The sequence below is a fragment of the Mycobacterium sp. genome (assembly GCF_965229105.1).
Taxonomy (GTDB): domain Bacteria; phylum Actinomycetota; class Actinomycetes; order Mycobacteriales; family Mycobacteriaceae; genus Mycobacterium.
In genome coordinates this window covers 5059646-5079499 of record NZ_OZ245858.1, presented here as the reverse complement: position 1 = coordinate 5079499, position 19854 = coordinate 5059646, and the positions used below count along the sequence as shown (strand labels likewise).

The window sequence follows — 19854 nt, the reverse complement described above, 5'->3', positions numbered from 1 at the left end:
ATGACCCCCGATCCCCGCGACGGCCTGCCGTCAGGTCAGCGCCACGCGATCGATCAGACCATCGCCGCCGAGCGGCTCGAAGGGTGGCGGCCCACCGAGGAGCACATCGCGGATCTGGCGCGCCTGGCGGCGGGAGAGCGCTCGTTTGCCGATTACCTGGCCTCCTACCGCGCCAGACACCCACCGGCGGTGCAGCCGCCGGTTGATTTCGGCCGCATCTTCCGGCGCGCGAAGCCCTACCTGATCCCTGGAACGACTCTGCTGCGCAACAACTTCGGTGCGGCGAGCCCGGAGATGCTGGCCGATCTGGAGTTTGTCGCCACCGCGGGGCGGATACTGGCCTGGCACCGACTCCTGGCCGAGGGGACCATCGGGGTCGAGGCGCTGGATCTGCGCCGGATTCACCAGCACGTGTTCGCCGATGTCTACTCGTGGGCCGGGCAGTACCGAGTGACCGAATTGCGGCGCGGGGACTCGGTTTTCGCCTCACAGTCCGGGGTTACCGAGGCGGCCCAGCGCGTTGAGGAGACGGCCCGCGAGCTGGCCGGCACCCAGTTCGACGAGGCTGGCCTGGCCTACGAACTGTCGCGGCTGTATGCCGACTACAACCAGATCCACCCGTTCCGCGAGGGCAACGGCCGCACCGGGACGCTACTGCTGCACACGGTGGCGGTGTTATGTGGCCACCGACTCGACCTGTCGGGTTTCAGCCGCCACGACTGGTATGCGGCATCACGAGACAGCACACCGTTTCGCCGCGACGGACAGGCCAACCACCGACCGTTCCTGCCGCTGCTGATCCGCGCGATTGGTTAGGCCGCGACGTTGCGCACGTGGCTGCGGGCGTGTGCGATCGCATCATCGATGGAGTCGATCAGGTGATTCTCGTGCCGTAGCGACTCGATGGCGCCGACGTTGGTCAGCAACGTGAGATGTTGCGGCTGAACACCTTTGATGATCACCGTGATGCCCCGCGCCTCAAGTTCTTCGGCGATCGTACCCAGCGTGTGCGCACCGGTGGCGTCGAGCATGCCCAGCGAAGACATCCGGATGATGACCACCGATACGTGGGGATGGTCGGGATCGGTGATGGCGCTTGATATCCGTTCTGCCGCCCCGAAGAACATCGCGCCGTCCAGTCGCAGGAGGGCAATCCGTTCGTCCCCGGGCTGCCTGGGCCCGGGCAATTCCTCACGAGTGACGCTGCTGCGGCGCGCGACTGTGCGCAATGCGAAGAATGCCGCAACGACGATCCCGATCTCGACGGCCTCGATCAGGTCGAAACACACGGTGACGAAGGCGGTGACGACGAAAATCAATGCGTCTGAGCGGGTGGAGCGCAGGAGTCTGACCACGGTTCTGACCGAGATCATTCGTAGTGATGTCACCATCAGGACGGCAGCCAGGGCGGCCAGTGGGATCGCCGACACTGGGCCGGTCGCGAAGTACACCACCAGCAGAAGCAGTACCGAATGGACGATCGCCGACACCCGCGTGCGCGCTCCGGATCGGACATTGACTGCGGTGCGCGCGATGGCGCCCGTCGCAGGCATCCCGCCGAAGAGCCCGGATGCCACCGAGGCCAGTCCTTGGCCGACCAACTCGCGATCGGGATCGTAGGGTCCGGTCGGTGACATGGTCGCGGCCACGCGTGCCGATAGCAACGACTCGATCGCAGCGAGGGCGGCAATCGCGAGTGCGGCACCCAGCAACGCCTGCAGGGCTGAAAGATCGGCGTGCGGTAGCACGGGCATCGGAAGGTGTGAAGGAAGCACACCGATCCGCGCGACGGGTAGTCCGACCGCGGCCACCAGGACCGTCGCGGCGAGCACGGCGGTCAAGGACGCCGGGATCGCGCGGTGCAGGCGGGGGAGGCCGATCATCAGGGCCGTCGCGAACGCGACCACAGCCACGGCGTCGCGCGCATTCGTCAGGTTGGCGTGCCGGATGACGTCCCAGGCGGCCACCAATGGGCGTTCCCCGGCGGGTGAGCTACTGCCCAGGGCGGAGGGCACCTGCTGGAGAAAAATGATGGTGGCGATGCCCAGCGTGAAGCCCTCGATCACCGGCCATGGGATGAACGTCACCGCGCGACCCAGGCCGGTAACACCTGCTGCCAGCACGATGAGACCAGCGAGCAGGGTCACCATGGCGATGCTCCCGAGCCCGTACTGCATGACGATCGGCGCGAGAACCACTGCCATCGCCCCTGTCGGCCCAGACACCTGAACGTTCGATCCGCCGAATACCGCCGCTACCAGACCCGCGACCACGGCGGTGATCAGGCCGGCAGCCGCACCGACTCCGGAGCTGATGCCGAATGCCAGGGCCAGCGGGAGAGCGACCACACCAACGGTGATTCCGGCCAGAATGTCGCGACGCCACGACCGCGGGAGTTCGGCGTAGTCGGCCCGGCGTGGCCACAGCCCGTGGAGTCGGCGGCCTGCGTCCTTGATCATTTCGAGATGCCCAGCGGCGGTAGAGAATCCAACGCCTCGAGTTGATCCCGGCTGGCGGTCAAGGTGTCGGCGAGGAACGTGCGAGCTATCAGCAGGAGCTCCGAGATCTTTGGATGGGCCAGCGCGTAATACACGGCGTTACCCACCCGGCGACTGCTGACCACCCGATGCCGTTTGAGGACTGCAAGGTGCTGGGACAGCAACGTTGGCTCGATATCGGTGCCGGCCAGGATGTCACTGACCGGGGTGGGTTTTCCACTGGCCGACAGGATCTCCAGGGTCCTGATCCGCGCTGGATGCGCCAGCGCCTTGAACAGGTTCGCCTTGATTTCGTAGAGCGGTTGATCAGCCTCGTTGGGAACGCCGTGCGGCACGCGGATCACCTTTACGGATTATGGATTGAATAAAACCTCAATCCATTCTAGCGGGCGCCAGAAGGTAGTTGCCTCCATCGCGTGTTGAGGACTACAGTCGCCGACGTGCTTCATGAACTCGTAGTAGCCAGCACCCACAACGGGGTCTGATCCAGACCGACCCCCCGTTGTGGGTCGGACGCTATTACCTGTCGGTCACTTCCTCTAAAGATCTGAGAAGACCGGCACATGACACTTCACCTCGACACCGCCCCTGCAATCTCCGAGTCGTCTTTCTGCGACCGTTTCGATGGCCCGCTGCCGCGGGGCATCCGAGAGGAGGCGAGCCAGATGAGCTGGGAATCTGTCATCACCACGTACGCACACACCGCCGGGCCACTGCGCCTTGGCCGCTGGGAGTGCACCGATCCCGAGCGCTCGGCCAGCAGACTGGGTCTGCAGGCGCGTCATTATCAAGCCACCATCGCCATCGGCGAGAGGATCACCACGTCGACCGCGGCGGCTGCCGGCCCCGTCGCCGCGCTGACGGAAATGCTCTATGACCGCGGTATCGCCGTCGAAATGCTGCGGTTCCACCAATTGCGTTCTGGTGAGCACACCGCGACGTTCATCTGCGGCAGCGACGGAGTGCACGCCGAATGGGCGATGGGGTGGTCGCGGGATTCCACGCAGTCCGCCCTACGCGCGGTCATCGCCTGCGCGAACCGCCTGACCGCACCCAGCTCTGCCGCCTGATCACCGCGGCGGGCCGACGATGACCTGACCGTATTTCTCGGCGCCCTCGGCCATCCGCTGCGGCGAAATCTCGAAGCCATCGGGCCGAGGGGTGGCGCGGTCGCGGCCGGAGTAGCGGAACATGCCTTCGATCCCGGCTGGTGTATTGATCATCAGCAGATCGGCGGTGGCCGAGGTGATGCGATAGGCATGCGGAATGTTCTTGGGCAGAAAGACAATTCCGCCTTCGGCCAGTTCCATTTCCTGATCGCCGTACCACACCAGGGCCGTGCCCTTGATCAACATGAAGACCTCGTCTTCACGCGTGTGCATGTGATACGGCGGCGCCTCACCCCTGCTGACATCGAAGCGACCGACCATCAACTGACCGTCGGTGGCCGCCCCGTCGAGCAGCATCGCCAGGGTGCCACCGTCGAGCCATTCAAGCTTCTGCTGCTGATCGGGTTGTGCCAGGTAGGCCATGCTCACGAGCGACTCTCCTCTGACCGGAATGATTCGTCCGCTTAGCCTACCTGGGCACGGCGAACCGCGTGCGACTCTGGCCCGAGGCGAAGGGCGCTACGGCGCGACGATCGATCAACGGCGCAGACTGGTCAGCAGGGGACCGTTCAGTACAGCGGGCGCAACACGATCGGCATCCCGTCGACCGGCACCGGCATCCCGCCGTAGTCGTAATGCGGCTGATAGCCCGGATGGGTCAGCTCGAGGCGGTACTTACGCAGCAACCGGTGCATGACGGTCTTGATTTCCAGCTGGCCGAACACCATGCCGATGCACTTGTGTGCGCCGCCGCCGAACGGAGCGAAGGCGTAGCGATGCTGCTTGTGCTCGCTGCGGGGTTCGGCGAAGCGGGATGGGTCGAACTTGTCCGGGTCGGTCCACAGCTCCGAGAGGCGGTGATTGATCGACGGCCAGGTCAGCACGTTCGTGCCGGCCGGAATGTGGTAGCCCAACAGTTCGGTGTCGCGGATGGCCTGTCGGAAATTGAACGGCAACGGTGTCACCATTCGCAGCGACTCGTTGATCACCAGATCGTAGGTTTCGAGCTTGTCGAGCGCCTCGATATCCAGTGGGCCGTCACCGATCCGGGCTGATTCGTCGCGGCAGCGGTCCTGCCATTCCGGGTTGGCCGCCAGGTGATAGGCCATTGTGGTCAGCGTCGACGTCGAGGTGTCGTGTGCCGCCATCATCAGGAAGATCATGTGGCTCACGATGTCCTCATCGGTGAACCGCTGGCCATCCTCATCCTGGGCGTGACACAGCACGCTGAACATATCGGTGTCATGTGACGCGCGTTTTTCAGCGATTCGCGAGTTGAAGTAATTCTCCAGCGTCTCGCGGGCTTTGATCCCGCGCCACCAGCTCAACGGCGGAACGGGTTTGCGCACAATGGCATTGCCGGCCCTGGTGGTGGTGGTGAAGGCGCGGTTGACGGTGGTGACGAGCTCGCGGTCGGTGCCGGCCTCATGGCCCATGAACACCACCGAGGCGATATCGAGGGTCAGCTCCTTGACCGCGGGATAGAACAGGAAGCGCTTGTCGTTGGCCACCCAGTCATTGGCCAGGACCTTGCTGGCGACAGCGTCGATATGAGCGACGTAGCCGGACAACCGGGTGCGGGTGAAGGCCTCCTGCATGATCCGGCGATGGAACATGTGGTCCTCGAAATCCCGAAGCATCAGGCCGCCCTCGAAGAACGGTCCGATCACCGGATCCCAGGCGCGCTGCGAGAAGTCCTTGTTGCGGTTGGAGAAGACCGCCTGCGTGGCGTCGGGGCCCAACGCGAGCACCGCGGGCAGGACGGGGGAGTGCACGTAATGCAGCGGTCCGTATTTGCGGTAGGTGTGCAGGATGAAATCTGGCCCGCCCCGGAACATTTCGATCATGTGGCCGAGCACGGGCAAGCCGGCATCGCCGGTGATGGTCTTGAGATCGCTGCCCGCGGGGGCCGCTTCCAAAGGGAACTGATCCCACTCTTTGCGCAGCAGCCGCTGCTCGATCGCGCCCATTCCCGGGATGGTGACCGGGGTGGGGGTGAGCCGGCGCCTGGCTTGGTCGAGCAGATACCGCGGTGTGCTGATAGTCGCCATCAACTACTCCTCTAAGAGAATGGGGTTTATTCGGGCCGATCAGACGGGCACGTCACAGCGATTTGGTCAGTAAAGGGGCCGCAGGACGATTGGCATACCGTCCATCGGAACCGGCATACCGCCGTAGTCCCAGGTTGCCTTGTATCCGGGGCTGGGTAACTCGAGCCGGTAACGGCGGAGTAGTCGGTGCAGGATCGTCTTGACTTCCAACTGGCCGAAGACCATGCCGATGCACTTGTGCGCACCACCGCCGAACGGGGTGAACGCATACCGGTGCCTCTTGTGCTCATTGCGCGGCTCGGCGAATCGGTCCGGGTCGAACTTCTCCGGGTCGGTCCAGATCTCCGGGAGCCGATGGTTGAGTCCCGGGTAGGCAATCACATTGGTGCCCTTGGGGATATAGAAACCCAGCAGATCGGTATCGCGCACCGCCCGCCGCATCGCCCACTGGACGGGCGTAGTCATCCGGATCGACTCGTTCATCACCAGATCCAGCGATTCCAGCTTCTCCAGCGCTTCGATGCTCAACGGGCCGTCACCGAGTCGGTCGGACTCGTCGCGGCAGCGGTCCTGCCACTCCGGATTCGCTGCGAGGTGATAGATCATCGTCGTCGCAGTGGAGGTCGAGGTGTCATGTGCGGCCATCATCAGGAAGATCATGTGGTTGACGATGTCGGTGTCGGTGAATTTGTTGCCGTCGTCGTCCTCGGTTTCGCACAGCACCGACAACAGATCGGAGCCACCGGGCTTGCGTCGTTGCTCGGCAACGCGGGCCTGGAAATAGTTCTCCAGCAGCGTGCGGGCCTTGAGCCCGCGCCACCAGGTGAACGGCGGAATGCCGGTGCGGATGACGGCGTTTCCCGCGCGGGTGGTCGTGGTGAACGCCTTGTTCACCTTGGTCACCAGCTCGTGGTCGGTGCCCGGCTCGTGACCCATGAACACCACCGAGGCGATATCGAGAGTCAGTTCCTTCATCGCCGGATACAGCAGGAAGCGCGCGTCGTTGGTGACCCAGTCCGATGCGATGACCTTCGACACGACATCGTCGACCGTCTGGGCGTAGCCGACCAGACGGGTGCGCACGAATGCCTCCTGCATGATCCGGCGGTGGAACATGTGCTCTTCGAAGTCGAGCAGCATCAGGCCACGGGTGAAGAATGGCCCGATGGCGGGCACCCAGCCTTGCTGCGAGTAGTCCTTGTTGCGGTTGCTGTAGATGGCCTGGATGGCGTCAGGGCCGAGCGCGGTCACTGCAGGCAGGGCAGGCGAATCCGCAAACGACACCGGGCCGTTCTTGTTGTAGAGGTGCAGCAGGTAGTCGGGCCCGCCGCGGAAGAACTCGATCATGTGGCCGATGATCGGCAGCCCTGCATCGCCCAGCACGGGTTTCAGGTCGCTTCCTGCCGGGGGCTGCGCCAACGCCGTCTGTGGGAAGTCGGTTACCAGCAGCTTCTTTTCCAGGGCAGCCAAGCCGGGAAAATTGTTGATCGACGGGGTCAACCGCCGTTTGGCTTGGTCGAGGAGGTAGTCGGGGGTGCTGATGGTGGCCATCGACGCTCCTAGCGGACTGAACACATGGTGGGCTGTGGCGTACGCCACTGAGCAATATCCTCACGTCCAAAGTTGACGCCTGTCAAGTTTCGTTCCTGTGTCGGCGTGGTGCAAAGTGGTCAGGTGAGCGTTAATGCGCAGTCCGATGATGCCGAACCGGCGCCCCGGCGCCGTGGCGACAAGCAGCGGCACGCCATTCTGACTGCGGTTCGCGAGTTGCTCCAGGAGACGCCGTTCGCCGAGCTTTCCGTCAGCACCATCAGTGATCGCGCCGGTGTCGCACGCTCGGGCTTCTATTTTTACTTCGACTCGAAATATTCCGTGCTGGCCCACATCCTCGGCGAGGTGCACCAGGAACTCGAAGAGCTGACGCACTACTTCGCGCCACGGGGCGACGGCGAGTCGCCGCCGGAATTCGCCAAGCGGATGGTCGGCAGCGCAGCGCTGGTCTATGCCCACAACGACCCGGTGATGTCGGCGTGCAACGACGCCCGCAATACCGATGTCGAGATTCGCGCGCTGCTCGATCATCAGATGACGATGGTCATCGATCAGATCATCACCATTGTCGAAGCCGAGCGGGCCGCAGGCACCGCGCTCCCGATCAGTGATGACATCCCCGCGCTGGTCCGCACCCTGGTTGTGACGACGGCGCTGGTGCTCTCCGGTGACTCCACCTTCCTGGGTCCCGATGGCGATATCGGCCGTGCGGTGCGCGTGCTGGAGGCGCTGTGGCTCAACGGGTTGTGGGGCGGACCGAGCAGCTGACCGGTTACGCCGGTACCGCCGGTATCGTCAACGCCATGGCGGAGACCTTCGCGGGCAAACGGTGTTTCCTGACCGGCGCGGCCAGCGGTATCGGTCGCGCGACGGCCCTGCGGCTGGCCCAGGAGGGCGCCGAGCTTTATTTGACCGACCGCGACGCCGCCGGGCTTGAAGCGACCGTCGCCGACGTCAGGGCATTAGGGGCCCAGGTGCCCGCGTACCGGGCGCTCGATATCTCCGATTACGACGCCGTCCTGGCGTTCGCCACCGATGTCCATGCCGAACATCCGGCGATGGATGTGGTGATGAATATTGCTGGTGTCTCGGCGTGGGGGACCGTGGACCGGCTCACCCACGGGCACTGGCGATCGATGATCGACATCAACTTGATGGGCCCGATCCACGTCATCGAGACGTTCCTGCCCCCGATGATTGCCGCCCGGCGCGGTGGACACCTGGTGAATGTGTCCTCGGCGGCCGGACTGGTGGCCCTGCCCTGGCACGCCGCCTACAGCGCAAGCAAATACGGCCTGCGAGGGTTATCCGAGGTGCTGCGCTTCGATCTGGCCAAACACCGGATCGGGGTATCGGTGGTGGTGCCCGGCGCGGTGCAAACCCCCTTGGTGAAGACGGTCGAGATCGCCGGAGTGGATCGCGATCACCCGAAGGTTGCGCCGTGGATCGACCGGTTCAGCGGGCACGCCGTGTCGGCCGAACACGTGGCGAACAGGATGCTGGTGGGGGTGCAGAAGAACCGCTACCTGATCTACACGTCGCCGGATATCCGCGCGCTGTACCTGTTCAAACGCGCCGCCTGGTGGCCGTACAGCGTGGCGATGCGCCGGGTGAACGTGTTGTTCGCCCGGGTGATGCGACCGGCGACCGGCCCTGTCAGCGCGCACCCCAGTCCCACGCCGGAGTCGTGAGCAGACCCTGCCCGACGATCTTGGTCTCACCACAGTCCTTGTAGATCTCCAGGCGCCCGGTTTCGTCTTCGTCGGTGAGGTCCAACGCGTCCAGCAGCACCCGGGAATGGGTGACCACGACCAGTTGCGTCACGCCTGCGGTGGCCTGGATCAGCCGGGCCAACGGGCCGACGAGGTCGGGGTGCAGTGATGTCTCCGGCTCGTTGAGCACCATCAGGGAAGGCGGCCGGGGGCTCAGCAACGCCGCCGCCCACAACAGGAAACGCAGTGTGCCGTCGGATAATTCGGCTGCGCGCAGCGGCCGCAACATACCGGCCTGCTGCAGTTGGACATCGAATAGCCCGTCGTTGATCGCCACCGAAACCTGCGCCCCGTCGAAGGCATCGGCGACAGCGCGGTGCAGATCGTCAAAACCGGCCTCGATGATCGTCTGGATCGCGGCCGCCAGATCACTACCGTCGTCGGCGAGCACCGCGGTGCGGGTACCCACCTGCGGGCGCCGGGATGCGGCGGCCGCGTCGACCCGGAAGCCATCGTAGAAACGCCACTCGCGCAACCGGTCTCGGACCGCGGCCAGCTCGGGCAGCTCGCCGGGGTGGGAAAATTCAACGAGCACGCTGCGGTAGGTCGGCAACCCCCTGGTCAGTTCGACGAAACCGTGCCCCGATTCGGCGCGAGTCTGGGCATGAGGACCTGCCCGCTGCACCAGCGTCGAACTCGGGCGCAGCAGCGGGCCTGCGAAGACCGCCTCCCGTTTGATCTCAGGGTCACGGGCGAACTCCGAGCGGATACCGGCCATCTGAGGCAGGCCGAGATCTACCAGGTAGCCGAAATCATCAGCGGCGTAACCCATTTGAAGTGACACCGGGCCGCGACGGGTGGTGCCTTCGGTCTTGCCGGTGCGGCGGGCACCTTTGAGGCTTTCCGGGCCGGCCCATAGTGCTGACTGCAAGCCACCCTCACGGGCCAGAGAACCGATGGCCTCGCCGCGACCGCAGTCGGCGAGGAGGCGCAGCGCCCGATACAACGACGACTTACCGGTGCCGTTGGCGCCGGTGATCACCGTGAGTTGACGCAGCGGAAGCACGATATCGCGCAGAGATCGGTACCCGTGCACCGCTACCGTCGAGAGCATGCCCCGACGGTAGCGGCTCGCTGTGACAACTTTTCGTCGAACTACTTGGCGTTGCGGTCGATCCCGAGCGCATCCGTCATGGTGAAGAACAGGTCGGTCTGGTCGGTCAGCCCGGCGACATTACCCGCCCGTGGACCGTAGGCGGCGAGGCGCACCTGGGTTCCGGTATGGGTCTCGTCCTCGACGCCGACATCGGCTGAGGTGCCGTAGCTGACCACCATCGGGGCGTCATCGGCCGTGGTCAGCACCCGAGTCAGGCCGGGGTACATGATGTCGCGGACCTTGTCGATGGGTTGCTTGGAATCCTCGGCGAGGCCGGCCAGATCCTCTTCGGAGTACTCCTCGACGATCTGGCTGGTGTGGCCGTGGTCAGCGGTCACGATGACCAGCGTGTTGCCGTCTTTGCGGGCGAAGTCCAGTGCTTTTTGGACGGCGCCGTCGAGGTCGACGGTCTCGCCGATCTGACCGCAGGGATCCGCCGCGTGGTCCCGCTTATCGATCGATGCTCCCTCGACCTGCAGGAAGAAGCCCTTGTCCTTACCGGCTGGGTTGGTGGACAACACGTCGATGGCCTTCTGCGTCATATCGGCCAGCAGGGGCACATCGGCGGTGTGCTTGGGATTGGCATTGCACTTGGCCGCCGGCTGCAGGTAGCCCTGCCGCACGGCCGCTTCGCCCGTCCGGCTCACCGGCATGTTGCCGTCGGCGAACAGCCCGAGCACCGGGGCATCCTTATCGGCCTTGGAGACATTCGCCAATTCGCTTGCGGTGCGGACGATCTGGAAGCCGCGTTCCTTGGCTTGCACCTCAAGGGTCTTACCCTTGTAGTCACCGCCGGTCGCGGTCTGGTTGAAGGTCTCAAATCCGCCGCCCAGGGTGATATCCGGTCGGGCGGCGAGCAGCTGCTCGGTGACCGATCCCGGGCCGCCCTTTTCGAGCGTCTCGTCCTGGCAGTCCTTGGCCATCTCCTCGGGGCCGTAGCAGTCCCGCTCGGTGATATGCGCATAGAGCGCTGCCGGGGTGGCGTCCTGGATGTCGGCGGTGGTGACATCGCCGGTGGCGAAGCCCTGCGCCTTGGCGAGTTCAAGGATGGTCGCGTGCTTGGCGTTGGTGATATCGATACCGAGTGCGCCGTTGTAGGTCTTGGTGCCGGTGGTCCAACCGGTGGCGCTGGCGGCGGAGTCGGTGACGTAGTTGGGCTTACCGTCTTTTTTCAGCGCGTAGGTGGTGTACTGCCCGGTGAGGGGGAGCGCGTCCAGGCCGTCAAAGAAGCCGCCGGCACCTTTTTCGTAGTTGCGTGCGATGGTGATCTCCGAATCGCCCATCCCGTCACCGATCAGCAGAATGATATTGCGCGCCTTGCCGTCGGAGATGTTGGTGCGCAACGCCTCTGACTGGTCGCCGGTGAGTCGCCTGGCGCCGCCGTTGGCCGCGATATCCCCGGTGGCCGCGCGGGTTACGGTATCGCCGATAGAACTCTTCTTCTCATCGCTTCCGCAGGCCGCGAGCGGCAGGACTGCGACCGCCCCGATGAGTGCTGCCGCCTTGACGTATCTGCTGACTGCCACCTGAGCTCCTCTTTCGCTGTGTATCGCCTGGGCGATTGAACGTGATCACGGTGAACAGAGGTTGACGCTTCGGCTACTGGGGCATGGCCAGTTCCAGCCGCACGCCCAGAAGGCGCACGGGGCGGTCCAGGTCGAACAGATCGAGCACGGCCAGGGCCGCAGCGGTGATCACCTCGGGGTCGGTGCCGGGTTGCGCGAGTTTGCGAATCTTGGTCCTGGTGTAGAAGGTGCTGGTCCGCACCGTGACCGCGACGCGGGTGACGATGCGGTCCTGCTCGACCACGTCGCGCAGTGCCTGGATCGCCAATTCGCTTACCGCGGTATCCATTTCGGAACGATCCATGAGGTCGGTCGGGAAGGTGATCACGTGGCTGCGGGACCGCGGCACCCACGGCTCGGCGCTGACGGAGGATTCGCCGCCACCCTTGGCGAGCAGTAGGAGCCACAGTCCGGTACGCGGGCCGAAGGCGGCGGTGAGCGTCTCGGCATCGGTGAAGGCGAGTTCGCGTACCGTCGTGATGTCCATCGTGGCAAGCTTTTTCATGGTCTTGGGGCCAATTCCCCAGAGCGCATCGACGCTGCGCGCACCCATGGTGTCCATCCAGTTGGCATCGGTGAGCCTGAAGATGCCTGCCGGTTTGGCGAAGCCGGTCGCGACCTTGGCGCGTTGTTTGTTATCGCTGATGCCGACCGAACAGGACAGCCCCGTCTCCGCTGAGATCACGGTCCGGATCCGTTCGGCCACCGCGACCGGATCCTCGGTGCGAACGCCGAGATAGGCCTCGTCCCAGCCCCATACCTCCAGCGGGTAGCCGAGATCGCGCAGTAACCCCATCACCTCTGCCGAGGCGGCGTCGTAGGCGTCGGAGTCTGAGGGCAGGAAGGTCGCCTCGGGGCAGCGCCGGGCCGCGGCACGCAACGGCATGCCTGCGTGCACACCCACCGCGCGGGCCTCGTAGGACGCGCAGGTCACCACCTTGCGCGGTTCGTGTGGGTCCCCGTTCCCGCCGACGATGACCGGCAGCCCGACCAGCTCGGGGCGACGACGTAATTCGACCGATGCCAAGAACTGGTCCAGATCGATATGCAGAATCCAGTCCGCGGCGCCGTCATGGTCTACCGGCCGCACAGTTTGCGCGCGAGGCTCTCCCATGCTTCTCCGAGTTGGTCGAGGGTCATGCCACGGTCGGTGAGCTGATGTTCGATGTAGTCGGGGTCGAGCAGAGCCAGCAGGGCGTCGGTCTGCGCATCGAGGTTGCCGGTGGTGCCCGCGTCTTCCAAGAGCACATAGACGTGGCGGCGCAGCACCATCGCGGGTGCGCCGTAGCGGCTCTGTGGATCGCGATTGGCTTCGGAGAGCAGTTCGCGGTGCGTATGCGAGAAGCACTGGCGCTGGCGGCCGAACGCAATGAGCCGTTCCAGGGGCTCCGCGGCCGGGCCCAGCGGCGGTGGCCCGAACAGGAACGCCTGCTGATTGGCTCGTTCGTCCTCGTCGAGCAGGACCAGCATCAGCCCGGCCCGATTTCCGAAGCGGCGGAAGACCGTGCCCTTGCCGACTCCGGCGGCACTGGCGATCTCGTCCATCGTCACCGCTTCGGCGCCGCGTTCGGCGATGAGGCGACGGGCGGCGTCCAGCAGCAGCACGCGGTTGCGGGCGGCGTCACCGCGCTCCTGCGGAACCGCAGGAAACACCGGGAGTTGCCCGGGCTGGCCGACGACGCTCATCTGTGCACTTTAACGCAGCCGGAATTAATCGGACTACAGTCCGGTTAGATAGAGTGAAGTGCACGTGCACACGTAATGGGAGGAAGGGTCCCGATGTCAGAGATCAAAGTGTTGGCGCTAGTAGGAAGCCTGCGGGCAGGTTCAGTGAATCGCCAGCTGGCCGAGCTCGCGGCCGATAACGCGCCCGACGGGGTGACGGTGACCGTGTATGACGGGTTGGGCGATCTGCCCTTCTATAACGAAGATCTGGACACCGCCGACGCACCGGCCGCGGTTGTGGCGGTGCGGGACGCAGCCGCCGGTGCTGACGCGCTCCTGGTGTTCACGCCCGAATACAACGCGAGCATCCCTGGCGTGCTGAAAAATGCCATCGATTGGTTGTCCCGCCCGTACGGCGCTGGCGCACTCATCGGGAAGCCGCTGGCGGTCGTCGGGTCCTCGGTCGGTCAGTACGGCGGGGTGTGGGCCCACGACGAGACGCGCAAATCCTTCGGTGTGGCGGGATCGCAGGTGGTGGAGTCGATCAAACTGTCCCTTCCGGGTCAGGCGCTGGACGGTAAGCACCCCCGGGAGAACGCCGAGGTGGTCGCCAGCCTGCGTGAGGTGGTCGCTGAACTGGCGGCCGTCGTCGACAACGCAGTGGCCGAGCCGGTGGCCTGAGCCTGCACTGTCTTAGCTGGCCGCCGATGGGTCCGACCGGACCTGTCGGCGGCTTTGCTGTCGAGGGGGTACTGCGAGCGGGTCCGCTGTGTTGTCGGTGCCTGGGGGCAGACTTGAGCTCGTGAGCATCCTGATCGGCGCGTTGTGAGATGCGACACGCCGCGCGAAACGCCCGTCCCAGGGCTTACGACCTGGGAATTCCATCAATGTCGTTCAGAACATGTTGTATGTCTTCTGATTGTCGGCCACTAGGTGTAGTGTCTGGTGCACCGACAGACCCCAAGCTTCACAGGTCAGCCGGACCGCGAAATCCGACCCGATATCTCGAAGTCAGGTCGGTCGACGAGGCTCCGGACGCAGGAATTTCGGGGGGCCGCGGTCTGCTGAATAGCAGTGAGTGCAAGCCGTTTTTCGCGTCCGTGTCAGTTGCTGAACATTGTTGAGGGGAACAGTACCGAATGAGCATCACCGTCTACACCAAGCCCGCATGTGTCCAGTGCAACGCCACGTACAAGGCGTTGGACAAGCAGGGCATCGAGTACGACATCGTCGATATCACCATGGATCCTGAGGCCCGCGATTACGTGATGGCTCTCGGTTATCTGCAGGCGCCCGTCGTGGTGGCGGGTAATGACCACTGGTCGGGCTTCCGGCCGGACCGCATCAAGAGCCTTGCCGGCGCCGCGCTGACCGCCTAGTCACCACAGCGCCGGGCGGGGCGGAAGGCTTCGGGTAGATCACGATGAGCAATCTCGTCTACTTCTCCAGCGTTTCGGAGAACACCCACCGCTTCGTCGCAAAGTTGGAGATCCCCGCTATCCGCATTCCGCTGCGCGAGCGCATCGAGGTAGATGCGCCCTACGTCCTGGTGTTGCCCACCTACGGCGGGGGGCACGCGAACGGACCCGATCTTGATGCTGGGGGATACGTCCCCAAACAGGTGATCGCCTTTCTCAACAATGAACACAACCGCTCGCTGCTGCGCGGCGTCATCGCCGCGGGCAACAGCAATTTCGGCGCCGAATTCGGCTATGCGGGTGACGTCGTCTCCCGTAAGTGCGGCGTTCCCTACCTTTATCGATTCGAATTGATGGGCACCACGGACGACGTCATCGCCGTCCGTACGGGCCTCACCGACTTCTGGAAGGACCAGACGTGTCCCCAACCGTCACTGCAGAGCCTGTAACCACCGGAGTCCACGCGTTGCCAGGGGAAACGGATTACCACGCCCTCAACGCGATGCTCAATCTGTATGACGCGGACGGCAAGATCCAGTTCGATAAGGACCGGGAAGCCGCTAACCAGTACTTCCTGCAGCACGTCAACCAGAACACGGTGTTCTTCCACAATCAGGACGAGAAACTCGACTACCTGGTCAAGGAGGACTACTACGAGCGTGAGGTCCTCGACCAGTATTCACGTAACTTCGTGAAGTCTCTGCTCGACCGGGCGTACGCCAAGAAATTCCGGTTCCCGACATTTCTCGGGGCATTCAAGTACTACACCTCGTACACGCTCAAGACGTTCGACGGGAAGCGTTACCTGGAGCGGTTCGAAGACCGGGTCACCATGGTGGCGCTCACCTTGGCCGCCGGTGACACCGCGCTGGCGGAGAAGGTGCTCGACGAAATCATCGACGGCCGGTTCCAGCCGGCCACCCCGACGTTCCTCAACTCGGGTAAGAAGCAGCGTGGCGAGCCGGTCAGCTGCTTCCTGCTGCGTATCGAGGACAATATGGAGTCCATCGGGCGCTCCATCAACTCGGCACTGCAGCTGTCCAAGCGCGGTGGCGGAGTTGCCTTGCTGCTGACCAACATTCGTGAGCACGGCGCGCCGATCAAGAACATCGAGAACCAGTCCTCCGGTGTCATTCCGATCATGAAGCTGCTGGAGGATTCGTTCTCCTACGCCAACCAGCTCGGTGCGCGTCAGGGTGCCGGTGCGGTCTACCTGCACGCCCATCACCCTGATATCTACCGCTTCCTCGACACCAAGCGCGAGAACGCCGATGAGAAGATCCGGATCAAGACGCTCTCGCTGGGTGTGGTGATCCCGGACATCACCTTCGAGCTCGCCAAGAACAACGAGGACATGTACCTGTTCTCGCCGTATGACGTCGAGAAGGTCTACGGCAAGGCGTTCGCCGATATCTCGGTGACCGAGAAGTACTACGAGATGGTCGACGACGCCCGGATCCGCAAGACCAAGATCAAGGCGCGCGAGTTCTTCCAGACGCTGGCAGAGTTGCAGTTCGAGTCCGGCTACCCGTACATCATGTACGAGGACACGGTGAACCGGTCGAACCCGATCGCTGGCAAGATCACCCACAGCAACCTGTGCTCGGAGATCCTGCAGGTGTCGACGCCCTCGCTGTTCAACGAGGATCTGTCGTATGCCAAAGTCGGCAAAGACATTTCGTGCAACCTCGGCTCGCTCAACATCGCCAAGGCCATGGATTCGCCCGATTTCGCGCAGACCATCGAAGTCTCCATTCGCGCGCTGACGGCGGTATCTGACCAGACCCATATTTGGTCGGTGCCCTCGATTGAGCAGGGCAACAACGACTCTCACGCCATCGGACTCGGGCAGATGAACCTGCACGGGTATCTGGCCCGCGAGCGCATCCTCTACGGTTCCGAAGAGGGCGTCGACTTCACCAACATCTACTTCTACACGGTGCTGTATCACGCGCTGCGGGCGTCCAATCGCATTGCGATAGAACGTGGTACCGCCTTCGGCGGCTTCGAGCAGTCCAAGTACAAGTCGGGGGAGTTCTTCGACAAATACACCGATCAGGTGTGGGAGCCGGCGACCGAGCGCGTGCGTGAGCTGTTCTCCAATGCGGGTATTCGCATTCCGAATCAGGATGACTGGTCGCGGCTCAAGGAGTCGGTGCAGCTCCACGGTATCTACAACCAGAACCTGCAGGCCGTGCCGCCGACGGGCTCGATCTCCTACATCAATCACTCGACCAGTTCGATCCACCCGGTGGCCGCGAAGATCGAAATCCGTAAAGAGGGCAAGATCGGGCGGGTCTACTACCCGGCGCCGTATCTGACGAACGACAACCTGGAGTACTACCAGGATGCGTACGAGATCGGCTACGAGAAGATCATCGACACCTATGCCGCCGCGACCCAGCACGTCGATCAGGGCCTGAGCCTGACGCTGTTCTTCAAGGACACCGCCAACACCCGTGAGGTGAACAAGGCGCAGATCTACGCCTGGCGTAAGGGCATCAAGACGCTGTACTACATCCGGTTGCGGCAGATGGCGCTTCAAGGCACTGAGGTGGAAAATTGCGTCAGCTGCATGTTATGACGTAGGAGCCCACTCGGCGATCAGGAGATCAGCGCCGCTGACCCCGTTCAGCGCGCTGCGCCTTCACTCGTCGCTGCTCGCTGAGCACCGCCTCGTAGTTCTCGCGTTCGGCAACCAGCCACTCCGGTTTCTCCTCGAGTAGCTGCTCGATCTGCTCGGTGGTGAGCGCATCGCTGACGCCGCCGCGGGCGAGGCCGGCGATCGAGATGCCCAGCTTGGCTGCCACGAGGTTCTTCGGGTGCGGCCCGTTTTTGCGAAGCTCTTTGAGCCACTCCGGCGGGTCGGCCTGCAGGGTCGTGAGCTCGGTGCGGGTGATCGGGTTCTCCTGGAACTCCGCAGGCGTCGCGGGCAGATACACGTCCAGCTTCTTCGCCGCCGTTGCGGGTTTCATGGACTGTGCATTCGGCCTGCTCATGAACCAGAGCCTATCGGTGGGCCCATCGGTAGCCTGATGCGGTGGCTTCATCCCCGTCGTCTGAGCTCACCCTCGGTTACGTCCCCGGCGGGACGCCCGCGAAGTGGGTCCGGAACTGGGCGGAGCGTCACCCCGAGGTTCCATTGCGGTTGTACGCAGTCGCGGCGGCAGATGCGGCCGCCGAAGTGCGGGCCGGCACCGTTGACGTGGCAGTGCTCCGACCGCCGGCCGACACGTCGGGGCTGGCCCTCATTCCCCTCTACGAGGAGACCACGGTGGCGGTGGTGCCAACCGACCACATCTTCAGTGCAGCCGACGAGATCACCGCCGCGGACCTCAACGGCGAGCCGATTCTGCTACCACTCGACGACGTCGTCGGATGGGTGGACGCGCCAGGCACACCGGTCGAGCACCGACCCGAAACCACATCGGATGCAATAGAACTCGTCGCCGCGGGGCTCGGCGCGCTCATCGTTCCGCTGTCGCTGGCCCGGCTGTATCACCGCAAGGACCTCATGTACCGGGTGATCACGGACGCGCCGACCTGCCCCGTGGCGCTGGCCTTCGCGGTTGGGCCGCAGCCGGTACTGGTCGAGGAATTCATCGGCATTGTGCGCGGCCGCACACCCGGTTCGTCGCGGGGACAGGGCCAGGCGGTACCGAAACGCACCGCACGGGAAAAGACCCTCGCCAAGCAAGCTGCCCGCGTCGCTGCGGGCAAGGCTGCCAGCAAGCCGGGTCGGCCAGAGCGCGGCCGACGCTGACGGTGTGTGAATCGCCCCCGAGCGTGAAACTAGCGACGCCAACTTCGAATCAGACGTCGTCAGCTTCACACTCGCCATCGCGACGGCGCGTATCGCGTCAGGCTCAGAAGTTGTGCAGCGGGCCCTGGGCCTTTTTGTACATCGACTTGAGTATCACGTCGCGGAAACGGGCGTTGTCGATGAGCTTGATGCCTGCGTTGGCGAGCTTCGGCTGACCCAGCAGCTTATGGAAGTAGCGGCCGCGTTTGTACTCCTGGCCCCAGGCCGCTTCCATCCGCTGGCCGTAGTTCGAGAAATCGTCGGGTCCGCCGTTCTGCAGTGCGGCCATGGCGCATTCGCCTGCCGCGAGACCGGACTCCAAGGCCTTCGAGATACCCGCGCCGCTGGCCGGTTTGCCCGCGCCCAGGGAGTCGCCGGTGAACAACACGCCGGGACGCCACGGCGGCCAGGCGGTAAAGCCCATCGGCAACCGCCACGCCCGCACACCCTTGGACTTTTTCAGCTCGTCGATCGAGGGCAACTCCCACTCGCGCGGCAGCGTCTCCATGAACTGGCCCATGAACTGGGTGGCGTTGATCTGCTGCCACTTTTTGTAGCTGTTCACGTAGCCAAGGCCGATATTGATCTGTCCGCCGCCGAACGGGAAGACCCAGCCGTAGCCCGGCAGCTGATCGCCTTCGAAGGCGAGTTTGAGGTAGATCTCGAGCATGTTGGAGTCGGGTCGGTTGGCCGGCATCTCCGCACGGATCGCGATCGCCGAGTAGCCGTTGTATTCAGAGTCCAACTTCATCGCCCGCTTGATCGGCGAGTAGGCGCCATCGGCGGCGATCACCGCGTCGGCGAACACTGTCTCGCCCCCTTTGAGGGTGACGCCGGTGACTCGACCGCTGGCGTCCTGCACGGGGCCGATGACTTCGGCGCCTTCGCGGATCTCCGCACCCGTCGAGCCGGCGTGGCGAAGCAGGATGGTGTCGAGTTCTGGACGCCTCGCGACATAGCCGTGGTTGGGCATACCGGGGCGGTTGGGGAAGCTGAGGTCCCACTCGCTGGGGCTGAACACCTTGACGCCGTCGACGCGGTGGAATTTGTGGAGCTCTTCGCCCAGACCCATCTTCTGCAGATAGCTAACTGCTCGGGCCGTCAGGCCGTCACCGCACGGTTTGTCTCGCGGGAACTCGGCTTTGTCGAGCAGGACTACTCGTGCACCCGTCTGGGCCGCTTGCCACGCTGCCGCTGAGCCGGCCGGCCCTCCGCCCACAATGGCGAGGTCGAATCGCTGAGTCACAACTGTTTATGGTACCGATCGGGCCGCCGCGAGTCTTGTTACGCAGATGTCAATAGTTCTAATGAATTCGCCAATTGACTT

20 protein-coding genes are annotated in these 19854 nt (G+C 64.1%); 9 read left to right on the top strand and 11 right to left on the bottom strand.

Annotation, left to right across the window (positions count from 1 at the left end):
- Positions 1-816, top strand: coding sequence for a Fic family protein (locus ADBZ9O_RS23810; protein ID WP_526525419.1), 816 nt, complete (start codon positions 1-3; stop codon positions 814-816).
- Here ADBZ9O_RS23810 and ADBZ9O_RS23805 read toward each other — a convergent pair.
- Positions 813-2459, bottom strand: a complete 1647-nt coding sequence (locus ADBZ9O_RS23805; protein WP_526525418.1) for a SulP family inorganic anion transporter — start codon at positions 2457-2459, stop codon at positions 813-815. The genes ADBZ9O_RS23810 and ADBZ9O_RS23805 overlap by 4 nt on opposite strands.
- The gene (locus ADBZ9O_RS23800; protein ID WP_526525416.1) at positions 2456-2833 is read right to left on the bottom strand and encodes an ArsR/SmtB family transcription factor; all 378 of its coding nucleotides are present in this window, start codon (positions 2831-2833) and stop codon (positions 2456-2458) included. Before ADBZ9O_RS23800 ends, ADBZ9O_RS23805 begins: the two co-directional genes overlap by 4 nt.
- Before the next feature lie 228 nt (positions 2834-3061).
- Here ADBZ9O_RS23800 and ADBZ9O_RS23795 point away from each other — a divergent pair, with 228 nt between their 5' ends.
- A complete protein-coding gene (locus ADBZ9O_RS23795; RefSeq protein ID WP_526525415.1) occupies positions 3062-3568 on the top strand; it encodes a homocitrate synthase in 507 nt (168 codons plus the stop codon).
- Here ADBZ9O_RS23795 and ADBZ9O_RS23790 read toward each other — a convergent pair whose 3' ends face one another.
- The 3 genes from ADBZ9O_RS23790 to ADBZ9O_RS23780 form a co-directional block, all read right to left on the bottom strand.
- Complete coding sequence (locus tag ADBZ9O_RS23790; protein WP_526533430.1) at positions 3569-4030, bottom strand: cupin domain-containing protein; 462 nt, start codon at positions 4028-4030, stop codon at positions 3569-3571.
- Between the two features lie 146 nt (positions 4031-4176).
- A complete protein-coding gene (locus tag ADBZ9O_RS23785) occupies positions 4177-5658 on the bottom strand; it encodes a cytochrome P450 (protein ID WP_526525413.1) in 1482 nt (493 codons plus the stop codon).
- Between the two features lie 66 nt (positions 5659-5724).
- Entirely contained in the window at positions 5725-7209 is a 1485-nt protein-coding gene (locus tag ADBZ9O_RS23780) for a cytochrome P450 (RefSeq protein WP_526525412.1), read from the bottom strand.
- A 123-nt stretch (positions 7210-7332) separates the two neighbouring features.
- On the opposite strand from ADBZ9O_RS23780, the gene ADBZ9O_RS23775 reads away from it, so the two are divergent.
- On the top strand, positions 7333-7977 hold the full coding sequence (locus tag ADBZ9O_RS23775) for a TetR/AcrR family transcriptional regulator (protein WP_526525411.1): 645 nt from the start codon (positions 7333-7335) through the stop codon (positions 7975-7977).
- A 35-nt stretch (positions 7978-8012) separates the two neighbouring features.
- Positions 8013-8900: an SDR family oxidoreductase gene (locus tag ADBZ9O_RS23770; RefSeq protein WP_526533428.1), complete on the top strand. Its 888-nt coding sequence runs from the start codon at positions 8013-8015 to the stop codon at positions 8898-8900.
- On the opposite strand, the gene ADBZ9O_RS23765 is transcribed toward ADBZ9O_RS23770, so the two are convergent.
- The 4 genes from ADBZ9O_RS23765 to ADBZ9O_RS23750 all read right to left on the bottom strand — a co-directional run bounded on the left by ADBZ9O_RS23765 (position 8866) and on the right by ADBZ9O_RS23750 (position 13328).
- Positions 8866-10035 carry an AAA family ATPase gene (locus ADBZ9O_RS23765; RefSeq protein WP_526525410.1) on the bottom strand — a complete coding sequence of 390 codons (1170 nt, stop codon included), beginning with the start codon at positions 10033-10035 and terminating at the stop codon, positions 8866-8868. The genes ADBZ9O_RS23770 and ADBZ9O_RS23765 overlap by 35 nt on opposite strands.
- 41 nt (positions 10036-10076) lie before the next feature.
- On the bottom strand, positions 10077-11603 hold the full coding sequence (gene phoA / locus ADBZ9O_RS23760) for an alkaline phosphatase (RefSeq protein ID WP_526525409.1): 1527 nt from the start codon (positions 11601-11603) through the stop codon (positions 10077-10079).
- A gap of 73 nt (positions 11604-11676) precedes the next feature.
- Positions 11677-12756, bottom strand: coding sequence for a DNA polymerase IV (locus ADBZ9O_RS23755; RefSeq protein WP_526525407.1), 1080 nt, complete (start codon positions 12754-12756; stop codon positions 11677-11679).
- Complete coding sequence (locus ADBZ9O_RS23750; RefSeq protein WP_526525406.1) at positions 12720-13328, bottom strand: TetR/AcrR family transcriptional regulator; 609 nt, start codon at positions 13326-13328, stop codon at positions 12720-12722. The genes ADBZ9O_RS23755 and ADBZ9O_RS23750 overlap by 37 nt, the downstream gene beginning before the upstream one ends.
- Positions 13329-13421: 93 nt before the next feature.
- On the opposite strand from ADBZ9O_RS23750, the gene ADBZ9O_RS23745 reads away from it, so the two are divergent.
- From ADBZ9O_RS23745 to nrdE, 4 genes are all read left to right on the top strand, one after another.
- Positions 13422-13988, top strand: a complete 567-nt coding sequence (locus tag ADBZ9O_RS23745; protein ID WP_526525405.1) for an NADPH-dependent FMN reductase — start codon at positions 13422-13424, stop codon at positions 13986-13988.
- A gap of 458 nt (positions 13989-14446) precedes the next feature.
- Entirely contained in the window at positions 14447-14686 is a 240-nt protein-coding gene (locus ADBZ9O_RS23740; RefSeq protein WP_526525404.1) for a redoxin NrdH, read from the top strand.
- Between the two features lie 44 nt (positions 14687-14730).
- Positions 14731-15174, top strand: a complete 444-nt coding sequence (nrdI, locus tag ADBZ9O_RS23735; protein WP_526525403.1) for a class Ib ribonucleoside-diphosphate reductase assembly flavoprotein NrdI — start codon at positions 14731-14733, stop codon at positions 15172-15174.
- Entirely contained in the window at positions 15144-17309 is a 2166-nt protein-coding gene (nrdE, locus tag ADBZ9O_RS23730) for a class 1b ribonucleoside-diphosphate reductase subunit alpha (RefSeq protein ID WP_526525402.1), read from the top strand. The genes nrdI and nrdE overlap by 31 nt, the downstream gene beginning before the upstream one ends.
- 28 nt (positions 17310-17337) lie before the next feature.
- On the opposite strand, the gene ADBZ9O_RS23725 is transcribed toward nrdE, so the two are convergent.
- Complete coding sequence (locus ADBZ9O_RS23725; protein ID WP_526525401.1) at positions 17338-17724, bottom strand: DUF5997 family protein; 387 nt, start codon at positions 17722-17724, stop codon at positions 17338-17340.
- A gap of 41 nt (positions 17725-17765) precedes the next feature.
- Between ADBZ9O_RS23725 and ADBZ9O_RS23720 the strand changes: the two genes are divergently transcribed.
- Positions 17766-18488, top strand: coding sequence for a LysR family substrate-binding domain-containing protein (locus ADBZ9O_RS23720; protein WP_526525400.1), 723 nt, complete (start codon positions 17766-17768; stop codon positions 18486-18488).
- Positions 18489-18591: 103 nt separating this feature from the next.
- Here ADBZ9O_RS23720 and ADBZ9O_RS23715 read toward each other — a convergent pair whose 3' ends face one another.
- Positions 18592-19773 carry an NAD(P)/FAD-dependent oxidoreductase gene (locus ADBZ9O_RS23715; RefSeq protein WP_526525398.1) on the bottom strand — a complete coding sequence of 394 codons (1182 nt, stop codon included), beginning with the start codon at positions 19771-19773 and terminating at the stop codon, positions 18592-18594.
- Positions 19774-19854: the final 81 nt, after the last annotated feature.